Origin of the sequence: Corallococcus exiguus (genome assembly GCF_009909105.1) — a bacterium.
In the GTDB taxonomy this organism is placed as follows: domain Bacteria; phylum Myxococcota; class Myxococcia; order Myxococcales; family Myxococcaceae; genus Corallococcus; species Corallococcus exiguus.
Genome location: NZ_JAAAPK010000005.1, coordinates 792,547 through 807,262, shown reverse-complemented (window position 1 = coordinate 807,262; position 14,716 = coordinate 792,547). Strand labels below are relative to the sequence as shown.

Annotated in this window: 12 protein-coding genes; 2 read left to right on the top strand and 10 right to left on the bottom strand. The window is 70.4% G+C overall.

Annotated features, from left to right (window positions below):
* Positions 1–656, bottom strand: a 656-nt coding sequence (locus GTZ93_RS23555) for a FadR/GntR family transcriptional regulator (protein ID WP_161662995.1), incomplete at its 3' end; no start/stop codon positions are given.
* Positions 657–1,819: 1,163 nt separating this feature from the next.
* On the opposite strand from GTZ93_RS23555, the gene GTZ93_RS23550 reads away from it, so the two are divergent.
* Complete coding sequence (locus GTZ93_RS23550; protein ID WP_139923685.1) at positions 1,820–2,986, top strand: acyltransferase family protein; 1,167 nt, start codon at positions 1,820–1,822, stop codon at positions 2,984–2,986.
* A gap of 16 nt (positions 2,987–3,002) precedes the next feature.
* On the opposite strand, the gene GTZ93_RS23545 is transcribed toward GTZ93_RS23550, so the two are convergent.
* From GTZ93_RS23545 to GTZ93_RS23510, 8 genes are all read right to left on the bottom strand, one after another.
* Positions 3,003–4,589: a response regulator gene (locus GTZ93_RS23545; RefSeq protein ID WP_139923683.1), complete on the bottom strand. Its 1,587-nt coding sequence runs from the start codon at positions 4,587–4,589 to the stop codon at positions 3,003–3,005.
* 173 nt (positions 4,590–4,762) lie between these two features.
* Complete coding sequence (locus GTZ93_RS23540) at positions 4,763–5,128, bottom strand: VOC family protein (RefSeq protein ID WP_120579185.1); 366 nt, start codon at positions 5,126–5,128, stop codon at positions 4,763–4,765.
* Between the two features lie 33 nt (positions 5,129–5,161).
* Positions 5,162–5,935, bottom strand: a complete 774-nt coding sequence (locus GTZ93_RS23535) for an AraC family transcriptional regulator (protein WP_161662994.1) — start codon at positions 5,933–5,935, stop codon at positions 5,162–5,164.
* Entirely contained in the window at positions 5,935–8,418 is a 2,484-nt protein-coding gene (locus tag GTZ93_RS23530) for a sensor histidine kinase (protein ID WP_306464223.1), read from the bottom strand. Before GTZ93_RS23530 ends, GTZ93_RS23535 begins: the two co-directional genes overlap by 1 nt.
* A gap of 74 nt (positions 8,419–8,492) precedes the next feature.
* On the bottom strand, positions 8,493–9,209 hold the full coding sequence (gene ureG, locus GTZ93_RS23525) for an urease accessory protein UreG (protein WP_139922159.1): 717 nt from the start codon (positions 9,207–9,209) through the stop codon (positions 8,493–8,495).
* 27 nt (positions 9,210–9,236) lie between these two features.
* Entirely contained in the window at positions 9,237–9,899 is a 663-nt protein-coding gene (locus tag GTZ93_RS23520) for an urease accessory protein UreF (protein WP_139922158.1), read from the bottom strand.
* Positions 9,900–9,911: 12 nt separating this feature from the next.
* Positions 9,912–11,627: an urease subunit alpha gene (gene ureC / locus GTZ93_RS23515; protein WP_121780692.1), complete on the bottom strand. Its 1,716-nt coding sequence runs from the start codon at positions 11,625–11,627 to the stop codon at positions 9,912–9,914.
* Complete coding sequence (locus GTZ93_RS23510; RefSeq protein ID WP_139922156.1) at positions 11,624–12,409, bottom strand: urease subunit gamma; 786 nt, start codon at positions 12,407–12,409, stop codon at positions 11,624–11,626. Before GTZ93_RS23510 ends, ureC begins: the two co-directional genes overlap by 4 nt.
* A gap of 123 nt (positions 12,410–12,532) precedes the next feature.
* On the opposite strand from GTZ93_RS23510, the gene GTZ93_RS23505 reads away from it, so the two are divergent.
* The gene (locus GTZ93_RS23505; protein ID WP_139922154.1) at positions 12,533–13,783 is read left to right on the top strand and encodes a kinetochore Spc7 family protein; all 1,251 of its coding nucleotides are present in this window, start codon (positions 12,533–12,535) and stop codon (positions 13,781–13,783) included.
* Here GTZ93_RS23505 and GTZ93_RS23500 read toward each other — a convergent pair whose 3' ends face one another.
* The gene (locus tag GTZ93_RS23500) at positions 13,784–14,614 is read right to left on the bottom strand and encodes an urease accessory protein UreD (protein WP_120581694.1); all 831 of its coding nucleotides are present in this window, start codon (positions 14,612–14,614) and stop codon (positions 13,784–13,786) included.
* Positions 14,615–14,716: the final 102 nt, after the last annotated feature.

Genomic DNA, 14,716 nt, shown 5'->3' with positions numbered 1-14,716 from the left:
GGCAGCTCATGCTGAAGTGCCTGCACGTCGCGCTCGTGCAGGATTGCCATCGCGCGGAAGGCCCACTCGCGCAGCGCGTCTCCTCCCATGAGCGGCAGCAATTGGGCTGCGCATCCCAGGAAGGCCCGCTGCAAGGACTGCACGAGGAGCACGTGCCCGGGACGCGCCGCCACCCGCGCCGCATGCCGCAGCAACTCGAACTCCGCCTGCGCGCAGGTTTCCCCCGACTCCCAGCGCGCCGCGTCCTGGAGCTGGTAGCACGTGCTCCCCAGCCGGTCCAGGTCGAGGTCCGAGGCCCTCGCGCAGCAGTCGGCCAGCAGCTCCACCAGCACCTGCCGCTTGAGGCTGAAGTAGCCCTCCAGAAGCCACCGGGCATCCGGGTTGCTCGCGTCATGCAGCGCCAGCCCCAGGTTCTCCAGCGTCAGCGACTCATCCAGCGGCACCGCGCGCGTCTTGCGTCCGGGGCGCTGCACCACCAGCCCCCGTGCCGCCAGCCGCCTCAGCGCCTCGCGGATGGTGCCCCGACACACCTCATAGCGGCGCGCCAGCTTCGCTTCGGAGCCGAATTGTCCGCTCGGGTGCAGACGCCCCAGCGCGATATCGCGCTCGATTTGCGCCTCCACATAGGCCACGAGTCCTCGCCGTTCCATCCCCACTCCCCCTCCTCGTCCCAGCATCGCCATCCAACCACAGGGGTCTGACATGGACGTGCGAGCCCACCCTTCTCATTGCCAGCCAGGGGGCACCCTCCGGGCCCGGTCGGAGAAAAACCTGTCCGACTGTCGGACAAGTGCGCGGGCCGCATGCAGCGAAAACCTGTCCGACTGTCGGACAGGTTTCTGGCCTGTGCTCCCGGCGGACGGCCCCCCGTCCATGGCCCCTCTTGCCGTCCGCGCACGCACGGCGTCGCGGCTCACCGCGAGACTCCGTCAGGCGCACTTCCTCGACTTCTTGTGGCGCGAGCCTGTCCGACCGTCGGACAGGTTTCTGGCCTGTGCTCCCGGCGGACGGCCCCGACCGTGGAGCCGCTTTCTCTCTCCGCGCACGCACGATGTCGCAGATCACCGCACGACTTCGTCAGGCCCACTTCCCCGGTTTCGTTTGGCGCGAGCCTGTCCGACGGTCGGACAGGTTTTGAGAATGCGTGCCCGGCCGGGACCCTCTTCGTGGACCCGCTTTGCCGTCCACGCACGACGTCTCGGCCCACGGCGGGGCTCCGCCGGGCATGCGTCTTCGGCTTCATGTGGCGCGAACTTGTCCGACTGTCGGACAGGTTTCTGGCCTGTGCTCCCGGCAGGGGCCCTCTCCGTGGACCCTCCTTGCCGTCCGCGCACGCACGATGTCTCGGCCCACGGCGGGGCTCCGCCGGGCATGCGTCTTCGGCTATATGTGGCGCGAACTTGTCCGACTGTCGGACAGGTTTTGAGCATGCGTGCCCGGCAGGGGACCCTGTCCGTGAACCTGCTTTCTTCGCCCGCGCACGCATGACGTCGGGAGCTGCTTCCGAGCTCCACCAAGCGCGTGACCTCGGCTTCGTGTGGTTTGAGCCTGTCCGACTGTCGGACAGGTTTCTGAGCTGCGCGCTCGGTGGGCGGACCTGCTTGGTGGCCCCGCTTTTTCGGCGCCTCAATTCCTGCCGTCCCGGGTCATCGCGGAGCGCATCCGATGCGTGTCATTGCGAAGGACTTCCGACCGTGGGTGGGGTTGAAACACTTCTGGTGACCTGACTCGCGCCGTGAGTCTACTCAGCTGCCGGTCAGGTCCATTGCACCCGGGCTGATTGAGGAGCGCTCTCGGGGCTGCGAGACTCGCGGCCCTCATGGTTTCTTCCCTGCAGCAACTGCATGCACTCACCGGGCTGCGGTTCCTCGCGACCGCGCACGTCGTCGCCTACCACGTGTATCACCTGGTCTTCTCCGGCACGGAGGCGCCGCCGGGACTGCACGGGCTGCTCGACAGCGGGTACGTGAGCCTCGGCCTCTTCTTCGTCCTGTCGGGCTTCATCCTTGGCTACAACTACCTGGAGCAGCCGCCGGGCACGTACGCGGCGCGCAAGGCGTTCTGGGTGGCCCGCTTCGCGCGCATCTATCCCGTCTATGCGTTGGGCCTGGCGCTCGACGCTCCCGCATACCTCAAGGGGCTGCGTGATACGTGGGCGGTGGACCCATCGAGGGGGCTGCAGCACGCCGAGGCACTGGTGGTCACGCCGCTGCTGCTCCAGAGCTGGACGCCTTGGACGGCGATGGCGTGGAACGGCTCGGGCTGGTCTCTGGCGGTGGAGGCGTTCTTCTACGCGGCGTTCCCCTTCCTGGCCGGGAGGCTGGGCCTGCTGGGGCCAAGGGCGCTCGCGGTGGGCGCGGCGGTGACGTACGGCGCCGCGATGGTGTTCCCGGCGCTCTACATGACGGTGGATCCGGACCACACCGGAGGCACGGCGTCCGCGTACAACTCCGGCCCGTGGATGCTGGCGCTGCGCTTCAACCCGCTGGCGCGGCTGCCGGAGTTCATCCTGGGCATCCTCGCGGCGCGCTTCTTCCTGCTGCGGTCCGGAGAGTCGCGGCGCTCGCATCCGGTGGCCCTGGCGGTGGTGTGCGCGGGAGTCATCGCGGCACTCGCGGGGAGCACCGTGCTGCCCTTCCCGCTGCTGCACAACGGGCTGCTGGCGCCGGTGTTCGCGGCGTTGTTCATCCTGCTGTCGTGGAGCCAGGGCGCCGTGGCTCGGGTGCTGGCTTCACGGCCGCTGCGCCTGCTGGGTGAGGCGAGCTATGCACTCTTCCTCTTGCACATGCCGGTGCTGTTCGCCTGGAAGGCAGTGCTCAAACGGCTGGGTGAGTCGCCCACGGCCGCCTGGGCGGTGGTGGCGTTCGTCGTGGGATCGATAGGCCTGAGCTTGCTCGTGCATGAGCGCGTGGAGAAACCCGCCCGGGCATGGATCCGCGACCGGTGGGCTCGACGAGGCACGGAGCAGTCCGCGGCGGGCCTCTAGCCCCGGGCGTGAGGTCCTATGCGCTCTTCATCTGGGACCGGCGGCGTGTGCCGCGCTTCACGGGCCCCAGCTGCGCGAGCACCCGGCCGATCTCCACCAACTCCACGGGCTTGACCAGGTGCAGGTCGAAGCCCGCCTCCTCGCTGCGGGCCCGGTCCTCCGGCGTCCCATAGCCCGTGAGCGCGATGAGGTGCGCGTCCGACGCCACGCGCCCGCTCAGCTCCTGCGCAACCTGATAGCCGTCCAGGCCCGGCAGGCCGATGTCCAGGATGATGACGTCGTAGGTGCCAGGAGTCGCCATGGCGAGCGCCTCCGGACCGTCCGAGGCGACCGCGACGGTGTGGCCCCACAGCTGGAGCATCTCGCTCAGGCCCTCGCGCGCGTCGGGGTTGTCGTCGACCAGGAGGATGCGCCACTCGCGCCGGCGGGACTCGATGCGCTCCACGGTGGCCTCGGGCCTCGCGGCGTCCGTGAGCAGCGGCAACGTGATGGTGAAGGTGCTGCCCTGGCCTGGCCCCTCACTGAAGACCTCCACGTGGCCACCGTGTTCGGTCACGAGGTGGCGCACCAGCGTCAGGCCAATTCCCAGTCCGCCCCGGCTGCGCGCGAGGCCCGCGTCCAGCTGCGCGAAGAGCTCGAAGATGTGCTCCTGGTCCTCCGGCCGCAGGCCGATGCCGGTGTCCTGCACGGAGACGCGCACGCGCGAGTCCTCGGACACGTGGGCGCCCACGGTGACGATGCCGCCCTCGGGTGAATACTTGGCGGCGTTGTCGAGCAGGTTGGTGAAGACCTGCTCCAGGCGCGTCCGGTCGCCGTCCACCCAGCAGGGCGCGGTGGGGCGGGCCTCCCGCAGGACGAGTCCGCGCTCCTCCATCACGGGCCGCGCGGCGGCGAGCGAGTGCTGCAACACGGTGTTGAGGTCCAGCCGGCCGCGACGCAGGGCGTACTTGCCGCGCGTGATGCGACTGACGTCGAGCAGGTCGTCCACCAGGTGGCGCAGGTGGCTCACCTGCCGCTCGATGATGTCGCGGCGGCGTGCGTCGGCTTCGGACAGACCGTTCGAGTCCTTCTGTCCGAGCATCTGCACCGCGACGGAGATGGCGGCCAGCGGGTTGCGCAGCTCGTGGGCGAGCATGGCGAGGAATTCGTCCTTCTTGCGGTCGGCCTCCTCCAGGCGGGCGGCGTTCGCCAGGGCCTCGCGCTCCACGCGCCGCAGGCGCAGGACGCTGTTGACGGTGGCGATGAGCTCTTCGGGGTCGAACGGCTGGGTGAGGTAGACGTCCGCGCCGGCGCGCAGGCCCGCGACCTTCTTCTCCGCGGTGATGAAGGTGGCGGAGGTGTGGATGATGGAGATCTCGCGGGTGCGAGGGTCCTCCTTCAGGCGCCGGCACACGTCATAGCCGCTCATGTCGGGAAGCTTCACGTCGAGCACGATGACGTCAGGGCGTGAATCGAAGGCGACCTGCAGGGCTTCCTCTCCGGTGACCGCCTCCAGCATGCGGTAGCCCGCCTGGCGCAGCGAGAAGGTCCCCAGATAGAGGCTCGCGGGCGTGTCGTTGACGTGGAGGACGGTGGCGTTGGCGATAGCGAGCACGGGCGACATTCCCAGGGAGGAGCCGGCCCGACTTCTACCGCGCGCCAGGAACGCAAGCGATCCGGGATCACTCCGCGTCCCGCCCGCTCGTGCACCACGCGTCGCGGGAGGGCCGGGAGTGTTGGGACCGCGACAGCTCGCGTGAACCGCGGCACTCCCCGCCCTACCGTTGGTTCAGCGCCTCAAGGCTCCGTCCACACCGCCAGCTCGTTGCCCGTGGGGTCGGTGAAGTGGAAGCGCTTGCCTCCGGGGAAGGAGAACGTGTCCTTCACGATGCGCCCACCGGCCTCGCGTACCTTCGCCAGCGTCGCGTCCAGGTCCTTCGAATAGAGCACCAGCAACGCGCCGCCCTTCGACGCCTCCCGCTCCTTGTCGAAGCCTCCGTTCAGCCGCCCGTCCATGAAGCTCGTGTAGTCCGGGCCGTAGTCCTCGAACCTCCAGCCGAACACGGCGCCGTAGAAGCGCTTCGCCTCCGCGATGTCCTTCACGGGAAGCTCGATGTAGTCGATGCGGTGGTGCTGCTCGGCCTGCTGCGGTGCGGTGGACATGGTGTGCCTCCTCGAAGTGGGAACACCCCCACCTTACGCACCCGCCCCCTCCGGCGATTGGACGAATCCGACCTCCGCCTGCTCGCGCACGTACGCCCCCGGCGTCAGCCCCGTCAGCGCCCGGAATTCCCGCACCTGGTGCGCCTGGTCGTAGTACCCCGCCGCCAGCGCCCACTCCGCGCCCTCCAACTCCCGCGACAGCTCCACCGCGTGCTGCATCCTCGCGATGCGGCACAACACCTTCGGCGACAGCCCCACCGCCGCATGGAACCGCCGCTCCACCTGCCGCGCCCCCACCCCCATCACCCCCTCCAGCGAACGCACTGGCACCTGCCCCCTCGCTCCCAGGATGTGGTCCACCGCGTGGCGCACCCCCACGTCCCCCTCCTGCCCGGGCAGCCGGCCCAGCAAGAGCCGCTCCAGCAGGGCGAAGCGGGCCACCGTCCCCTCCACCGCGCCCAACCGCTCCCGCCACTCGCGCGCCTCACGGGGCCAGAGGTCCCCCAGCGCCACCTTCACGTCCGTCAGCTCCAGCAAGGGCAGCCTCAGGAATGGCTGCGCGCCTCCGGGCCGGAAGCGCACCGCGACGAAGGACGCACGCGCGGACAACGGCACCACCTCCGCCGCTCGCATCGCTCCCACCACGCGCAGCCCCACCCTGTCCGTCAGGTCCACCAGGATGTCCAGGCACCCGTCCGGCAGCACCCGGTGCACCCCCACCGGCGCCGCTCCCGACAGCTCCAGCGCCCAGTAGCACTGGACGTACGGCGCCAGCGCCGCGCAGGGACTCGCCTCCACGTAGCGCATCAGGCCGCGTCCGCGACGGCCGCGCGGGGCAGCCACACCGTGAAGCACGTGCCCTTCCCCGGACCCTCGCTGCTCGCCTGGATGCGGCCCCCGTGGCGCTCCACGATTTCGCGGCAGATGGCCAGCCCCAATCCCAGGCCTCCGGCGTAGTGCTCAGCCGCGTTTCGCGCGCGGAAGAAGGGCGTGAAGAGCTGCGGCAGGCTCTCCTGCGGAATGCCGATGCCCTGGTCCTCCACGTCCACCCGCACCTGCCCTTCCTCCTCGCGCACCCGCATGGACACCGGCGTCCCCGGCGGCGAATAGCGCAGGGCGTTCTCCACCAGGTTCGTCAGCAGCTGATCCAACCGCTGCTCGTCCCACCGGCCCACCAGCGGCCCCTCCGAGACGTCCAGGGACAACAACCCCTGGCGCTCCGGACGCGTGGACTGGATGCGCTCCAGCACCTCGTGCGCCAGCGCCGTCAGGTCCATGGGCGCCACCGTCAGCGCGAATCTCCCCGACTGCAACCGCGACACGTCCAGCATGTCGCCAATCAGCCGCGTCAGCCGGTCCACCTGCCGCGTCAGCCGCTCGAAGGTGGCGCGCTGCCGCTCCGGCGTCAGCCCCACGCCGGACTCCGACTGGCGGATGAGCAGCTCCAGCGTGGCCTTCAGCGGCGTCAGCGGCGTGCGCAATTCGTGGCTCGCCATGGAGAGGAACTGATCCCGGATGACGATGGCCTCGCGCAGTTCCTTCTGCGTCCGGTCGATGCGCGCCGCCATGTCGTTGAAGCCGTCCGCCAGCTGCGCGACCTCGTCGTCGCCCCGGGCCTGCACCCGCTGCTCCAGGGCGGGCGTGCCCAGCGCGGCGAAGCCGTCCCGCAGCGTCTCCAGCCGCACCGCCACGTCCCGCCCCACCCACTGCGACAGGAGCAGCGAGATGGCCCCCGCCAGCGCCGCGATGCCCACCACCCACGCGCCCATGCGCGTCACCGGCGCGAACGCCTCGCGCAGCCGCGCCGTCACCACGACCGTCCACTCCGTGCCCGGCACCTGCGCGTATGCCACCAGCAGGCGGCGCCCGGATTCATTGAACGCCTCCAGCAGGCCCTCCCGCGCCGACAGCACCTCCGGGGGCAGCATTCCCAGCACCGGCGCCCGCGTGAGCACGTCGCCCCGTTCGGTCTCGCGCAGCAGGGTGCCGTCGCGCCGGTCGAACAACTCCACGTGGTAGCTGCGCGAGGCCAGCGTCGACTGGAGCCCCAGCCGCTGCAGGGACCGCCCGCCCACCAGCACCACGCGCTGGCCTTCCCCCAGGTCCACCCGCGTGGAGAAGACGATGAAGGGCAGCCCCCCCGCGCGGGTGAGGAAGGGCCGCGACACCCAGACCGCGTCGCCCCCGTTCAACGCCTGCTGGAAGTACTCCCGGTCCGCGAAGTTGCCGGTGAGGCGGTTCAGCCGCTTGGACGGCACCAGCGTCTCCCCGGTGGCGTCCAGCAGCCACGCCGCGTCGAAGAGGCCGGTGTCGCTCTCCAGCAACTCCACCCGTTCAATCATCTCCTTGCGGTCCCCGGTGCGCACCGCTTCGATGAAGCCCGGGTCCTGGCTCTGCGAACGCAAGAGCGAGCGCGCGATGGCCGCCGACTGCTCCAGCCACGCCGTCTCCGCCAGCACCGCCTGCTGCGCCTTGCCGCGCAGCTCCGCCGAGATGGCCCGCTGGGCCACGTACGACGTCACCGCCCCCACGCCCAGGATGGGCAGCACCGACGCCAGGGCCATGCCCCGGAACAGCCGCCAGCGCACCCCGGACGGGGCAGGGACCTGACGCATCCGCCACAACAGCAGACAGGCCAGGGCCAGCACCGCGTACACGCCCATCCCGGCCCAGGAGCGTCGCGCCCCCAACGCGAGCGTCATGTTCAGGAACAGGACGCTCAAGCTGCCCGCGGCGATGCGGCAGGCCTTTTCGTGGCCACGCCACAACCCCACCGCCAGCAGCGCCCCCGTCGCCAGGAAGGCACCGCCCAGCAACCGGATGAACGGCCCGAACGCCAGCAACGACATGCGGATGAAGCTGTTGGGGACCAGGACCATCAACCCGCCGAAGCTCAGCGCCACGCAGGCGATGAACGCCGACAGCAGGCCCCTCCCCTGGAAGCGGCGGGCCCGCTCCAGCAGCAGCAGGCCCGCCAGCAGCGGGTACAGGATGAGGCCCGTGATGCCCCCGGGCAGCACGGCGGCGGCCCACCAGTAGAACGCCACCGCTCCCAGGAAGAGCGTCCGGCCCAGCCACCCCACGAACGCAGGCCAGGTGGGGTACAGCATCGCGGCGAGCATCGTCGCGGAGCCCAACAGGAAGAGGCTGCCGAGCGGGCGGATGTACGGGTAGATGATCTGGAAGATGGCGGCCCCGAACTCGTAGGGCACGAAGACCATCGTGGTGCCGACGACGAGTCCGAAGGCCGCCGCGAACCACTCCACCCGTGCCCGCTCGAGGATGCCCACGGGCGGCACACTACACGTCCCGCTCCGGCTGTCAGTGGCGGAGTGCGGCCCGGGACGGACCGTTCGTCCAGTCCCTATCTCCGCCGCCAGGCGTCGAGAAGATGCCCCACCACCGAGTCCACCCCCACGTCGTGCGTGACCTGGGTGAAGACGAAGGGACCCTCGCCGCGCATCTTCCGGGCGTCGCGGTCCATCACGCCCAGGTCCGCGCCCACGTGCGGCGCCAGGTCCGTCTTGTTGATGACCAGCAGGTCCGACTGGGTGATGCCCGGACCCCCCTTGCGCGGCACCTTGTCCCCACCCGCCACGTCGATGACATACACGGTGTAGTCCGCCAGCTCGCGGCTGTACTGCGCGGCAAGGTTGTCACCGCCGCTCTCCACGATGAGCAGCTCCGGGTGCAGCTCCTCCATCAACTGCTCCAGCGCGAGCAGGTTGTGGCTGATGTCCTCGCGGATGGCCGCGTGGGGGCAGCCTCCGGTCTCCACCGCCCTGATGCGCTCCGGGGACAGGGCCTGGTTGCGCACCAGGAACTCCGCGTCCTCCTTGGTGAAGATGTCGTTGGTCACCACGCCCAGGCGATACTGGTCGCGCAGCTTCTTGCACAGGGCCAGCACCAGCGCCGTCTTGCCGCTGCCCACCGGCCCACCAATCCCAATCGTGAAGGCCCGCTGCGAGTAGTCACGCCGGTGCGGCTTGTCGCGCGCGTCGAAGTGGCCCGGGTGCTCCCAGTCCTCGTGCGTGTGCTCGTGCCCGTCCTGCCCATGGCCGCGGTGGTCGTCGTCGTGCATGTCGCGCTTCCTTTTTCGTCTTTTGGTTCAGGACAGGAACAGCCGGGAGTACAGCCGGTCGTGCGTGGCGCCCAACAGGTCCCACAGCGGCGCGGGCTGGGCCAGGTCCTCCACGCCCAATGCCTTGCATTGCTCCAGGACTGCCTCCAGCAGCGGCGTGGCCGCGTGCTGCACCTGGTGGGATTCATGCGTGCCGATGACGCCCATGCGCACGCCCGCGGACAGCGCGCCCCGCAGGGTGAGCGACAGGAAGAGTCGCAGGGCGTCTTCCTGCTCCACTTCCAGCGCGCACAGCACCGCGCCGAACGCGGGCGGGTGGTGGAACTTCACACGGGCCGCGCGAGCAGCCTCGCGCACGGGCCCCACGGCCTCCGGGAAGATGCGCGCGCAGGTGTCCAGGAAGGCCCTGCCTTGCGTGCGGCTGGCCCGGTTCGCGACGTGGTTGGTGAGGAACGCGTCCGCGCGCGCGTCCAGCGCCGGCAGCGCGGAGGGCTCGCGCCACGCCGAACCCACCAGCGGCAGGCCGCCCAGGCCCGCCTGCCACACCAGCGCCTCCACGAAGCGCCGCACGTCACCCGGGCCGCGCACCTCGCCCGCCTGCACCGCGGCCTCCAGGCCTCCCGAGTGCGCGAAGCCCCCCGTGGGAAAGCCCGAGTCCGCCAGCTGCAACACCCTCCAGCCGGAAGCCATGGCGCGCGGTCCTCAGAACAGCGAGTAGCGCTGCGCCAGGGGCAGCCAGGTGGCGGGCTCGCAGCGAAGCAGCTCTCCGTCCGCGCGGACCTCGTACGTCTCCGGATCCACCGTGATGACTGGCAGCGCGTCGTTGAGGCGCATGTCCTTCTTCCCCAACGCGCGGCAGTTCACCACCGCGGACAGCCGCTTGGTGAGCCCCAGCCCCTGCACGGTGCCTTCCCTCAAGGCGCGCCCTGACACGAAGGCGATGCTCGTGGAGCCCCGCGCCCTTCCTCGCGCGCCGAACATGGGGCGCATGAGGTACGGCTGCGGCGTGGGGATGGAGGCGTTCGCATCCCCCATCTGGCCCCACGCGATGAAGCCGCCCTTGAGCACCAGCTCCGGCTTCGCGCCGAAGAAGGCTGGCCGCCACAGCACCAGGTCCGCGAGCTTGCCTGGCTCCACGGAGCCCACCTCGTGGGACAGCCCGTGGGCGATGGCCGGGTTGATGGTGTACTTCGCCACGTAGCGGCGGATGCGCAGGTTGTCGTTGTCTCCCTGCTCGCCGGGGAGCCGCCCGCGCTGCTCGCGCATCTTGTGCGCCGTCTGCCACGTGCGGGTGATGACCTCGCCCACGCGGCCCATGGCCTGGCTGTCCGAGGCCATCATGCTGATGGCGCCCAGGTCGTGGAGGATGTCCTCCGCGGCAATCGTTTCTCCGCGGATGCGGCTCTCCGCGAAGGCCACGTCCTCCGGAATCTCGCGGTCCAGGTGGTGACACACCATGAGCATGTCCAGGTGCTCATCCAGCGTGTTCACCGTGTACGGCCGCGTGGGGTTGGTGGAGCTGGGCAGCACGTTGGGCGCGCCGCACACGCGGATGATGTCCGGCGCGTGGCCGCCACCCGCGCCCTCCGAGTGGTACGTGTGGATGGTGCGGCCCTTGAACGCCGCCAGCGAGTCATCCACGTAGCCGGACTCGTTCAGCGTGTCCGTGTGGATGGTGACCTGCACGTCCTCCGCGTCCGCCAGCGTGAGGCACGTGTCGATGGCCGCGGGCGTGGTGCCCCAGTCTTCATGCAGCTTGAGCCCAATGGCGCCCGCGCGCACCTGATCCAGCAAGCCCTCCGGCAGGGACGTGTTGCCCTTGCCAGTGAGGCCGATGTTCAGGGGAATCGTGTCCGTGGCCTCCAGCATGCGCGCCAGGTTCCACGCGCCCGGCGTGCAGGTGGTGGCGTTGGTGCCGGTGGCCGGGCCGGTGCCGCCGCCCACCCAGGTGGTGATGCCGCTGGCGATGGCCTCGTCCGCCTGCTGCGGGCTGATGAAGTGGATATGTGTATCCAGGCCGCCCGCGGTGAGGATGAGCCCTTCACCGGCGATGACCTCCGTGGTGACGCCCACCACCATGCCCGGCGTGACGCCCGCCATGACGTCCGGGTTGCCCGCCTTGCCAATGGCGGAGATGCGCCCGGCCTTGATGCCCACGTCCGCCTTGAAGATGCCCGTCCAGTCCACCACGAGCGCGTTGGTGATGACGCAGTCGAGCGCGTCCGCGTCGCCTGTGCCCGCGCGCTGGCCCATGCCTTCGCGCAGCACCTTGCCGCCGCCGAACTTGCACTCGTCACCGTAGACGGTGGCGTCGCGCTCCACCTGGAGCCACAGGCCCGTGTCTCCCAGCCGCACCCGGTCCCCCGTGGTGGGACCGAACATGTCCGCGTAGTGGCGCCTGTCCAGCTTGCGGCTCATGAGCGGTCCTCCTCGGGGGTCTCTTCCTCGTGACCGAAGCCCTGCGCGCGCACCGCCGCGAGCAAGCGCTCACGGCCTTCATCGGACACCTTGCCGCTGCCCAGCGCGTTGCCGCCGCGCACCACCTGTTCGCCCGCGATGGGGACCAGCGACACCGTCTTCACCTCGCCGGGCTCGAAGCGCACCGCCGTGCCCGCGGGGATGTCCAGCCGGTGGCCGTAGGCGCGGCCCCGGTCGAACACCAGCGCGCGGTTCGTCTCCGCGAACGCGTAGTGGCTGCCCACCTGGATGGGCCGGTCGCCCCGGTGCGTGACGCGCAGGGTGATGGCCTCGCGGCCCGCGTTGAGCTCCAGCGTGCCTTCCGCCGCGCGCACGAGTCCGGGTGGCCCTTCCGGCGACGCAGCGGGCACGGTGAAGCGCTCCAGCGGAGGCACCGGCAGGAAGCTGCCGTAGAGCGCCAACGCCAGGTCCCCGTGCTCCGCCACCACCGGGTGGTGCACCGTCACGAGCTTGGTGCCGTCCGGGAAGGTGCCCTCCACCTGCACCTCCGCCAGCATCTCCGGCACGCCGTCCATCACCTGCGCGCGCCCCAGGAACCGGCGCCCCAGGTCCATCAGCTCCGCCACGCTGCGGCCGTCGCGGATGAACTCCAGCAGCTGCGTGGCGATGAGCGCCACCGCCTCCGGGTAGTTGAGGCGCAGGCCTCGCGCCAACCGCCTCTGGGCGACGACGCCCGCCTGGTGCAGGAGCAGCTTGTCCACGTCACGGGGGGACAGATGCATGGGGTCCGACTCCCTCGGTTCTTCCGGGTGCGGGATGCGCCGACCCGTCAGACCCTAGCGCGACGCGTCAGCGTGAGCCAGGATGGAGGCCCCTCGCGCCGTTCGCCCCCTCCGGAGTCCCCCATGAAGAGCTTCAAGGCCGGCTTCCCCAAGACGCCCAAGGCGCCTCCCGCCCCACCGAAGACGACGAACACGGTGGCCCAGCCGACCTTCTCGAAGCCGGGCACGACGGGCGCGAAGCCGTCGACCCCCACCGCGTCGCCCACGGCCTCGCCCACCGCGTCGCCCACGGGCTCGCCGAGTGTCTCCCGGCCGACGACTCCCACCGGCACGACGCCCCAGGGTGACGCGTTCAAGCCGACCGGCAGCCCCCAGGCGTCTTCGTCGCGCCCGACCATCGACGCGAACTCGCTCCAGGGTCCGCAGATGCAGTCGCCCAACCTCTCCGAGAGCGACATCGCGGACATGGCCCTGGGCCGCACGCCGGGCAAGGGCAAGGCCATGACGCCGAGCCCTCAAATCCAGAAGATCGTCGAGCAGATGAAGCTGGAGAATCCGGGCGCGGACGTGCTGCGCTACACGGACCAGAGCAGCCACCCGATGCTGAAGCAGCCGAACATGCCCGCGGGCACGGACGCGGGCGTGTGCAGCGCGATGACCTCCGAGTGGATCCGCACCGGCAAGGAGGCGGGTGGTGACCCGATGAAGGGCTCGCAGGCGTTCGGCAAGCTGACGGACAACCACTTCGGGAAGCTCATCGACAAGCAGCACGCGGAGCACCTGCAGAGCGACGCGCTCACGAAGCTGAACGGCGCGCACATGGCCGACATCGACAAGCTCCAGGGCAGCGTGAAGGAGCTCCAGGGCAAGAGCGCGCAGCGCAAGGAGATCAACGAGCTGCTCACCAACCCGGACCTCTCGCCGGAGGAGCGCCAGGGGTTGAAGGCGAAGCGCAGCGAGCTGACCCAGGAAATCAAGACGGGGATGGCGCAGCTCAACCAGGACAAGGACGCCATCGCCCAGAAGCAGGAGTCCATCTCCCATCTGGTGGACGACTTCCGCACGGGCCGTGGCGGCGGCCACCCGGGCGTGAAGGTGCAGGACTTCGAGCCCATCACCCACGACACCTTCGCGCAGAAGCTGTACGACGGCACGAAGGACAACGGCCACTACCGCATCGGCCTGCGCAAGTCGGGCGAGTCCGCGGAGGGCCACGTGCTGGGCCTGCACAAGACGGACGGCCCGAACCGCCTGCTGGACGCGAACACCGCCGAGTGGAAGACGAACAACCACAAGGACGCGGTCAACCTGACGGCGGATCACGTCAGCGAGCTGTACAAGAACTACAGCACGTTCGACATCACCCGCTACTAGTCACACCCGCCGGGCCCACGGGTCGTCACCCAGCAGGCCCGGTAGGAAGGACAGCCAGTCGCGCGTGGTGGCCAGCAGCGTCTCCAACGACACGGCCGCTACGCGCAGCAGCAGTCCGTCCTCGCCCAGGGGGCTGGCGGAGATGACCTCCCGGGCGCGAGGCTTCACCGGCAGGCCCGCCACGCGCGCGGCCAGGGCCTCCCGAGCATCCTTCAACGCGGGCCCTACCAGCAGCACGGACGCCAGCGCGTCGAAGCGGCCCAGCCGCTCGGGCAGCGCGCCGTGCGCGGGGTCCAACACCCACCGCTCATCCACCAACGCGCGCCCTTCCCGCGCGACGCGCAGGCGCGAGGCGTAGTGCAGGAAGGCCCAGCGCTCGCCCCGGGCGCTCCGCCCCGCCGTCACCACGTCCGCGAGCACCAGCGACGCGCCCGGCGAAAGCGTCACATCCAATGTCTGTGAATAGCGGGCGTCGGTGAAGCAGACGGTGGGGTCCGGCACCCACGCCAGCAGCGCGTCCCGGCCCACGCGCGCGACGAGGTCACTGCGGCAACCGTTGGGCGAGCGGTAGACACGGTTCGAGCCCTGCGTCGCGAGCAGCGCCGACGCGCCGTCCGCCACATCCACCTCCAGCCGCAGGTGGTCCCCGTCCACCAGCCCGCCACCGAAGGAGCTGGTATAGGCCCACGCCGCGTGGCCGTGGTTGCGCGGCGTGAGCAGCCGCAAGGGGCTGTGCGCCAGCGCGGTGCGCACCACGGTGCGAGGCCCCGAGCGTTCGAACGCGAGCCTCGCGACGCCCGCGCGCTCCGGGCCGGGAAGAGCGGCAATCACCCTCTCCTTCTAACACGTGAGCCGCACCGGAAAGCCGTGCACCGGTCCTGCGTAGCGTTTCGCGCTACAGCCCCCCTCCCTCGCGACAGACGTGGAGGCTCA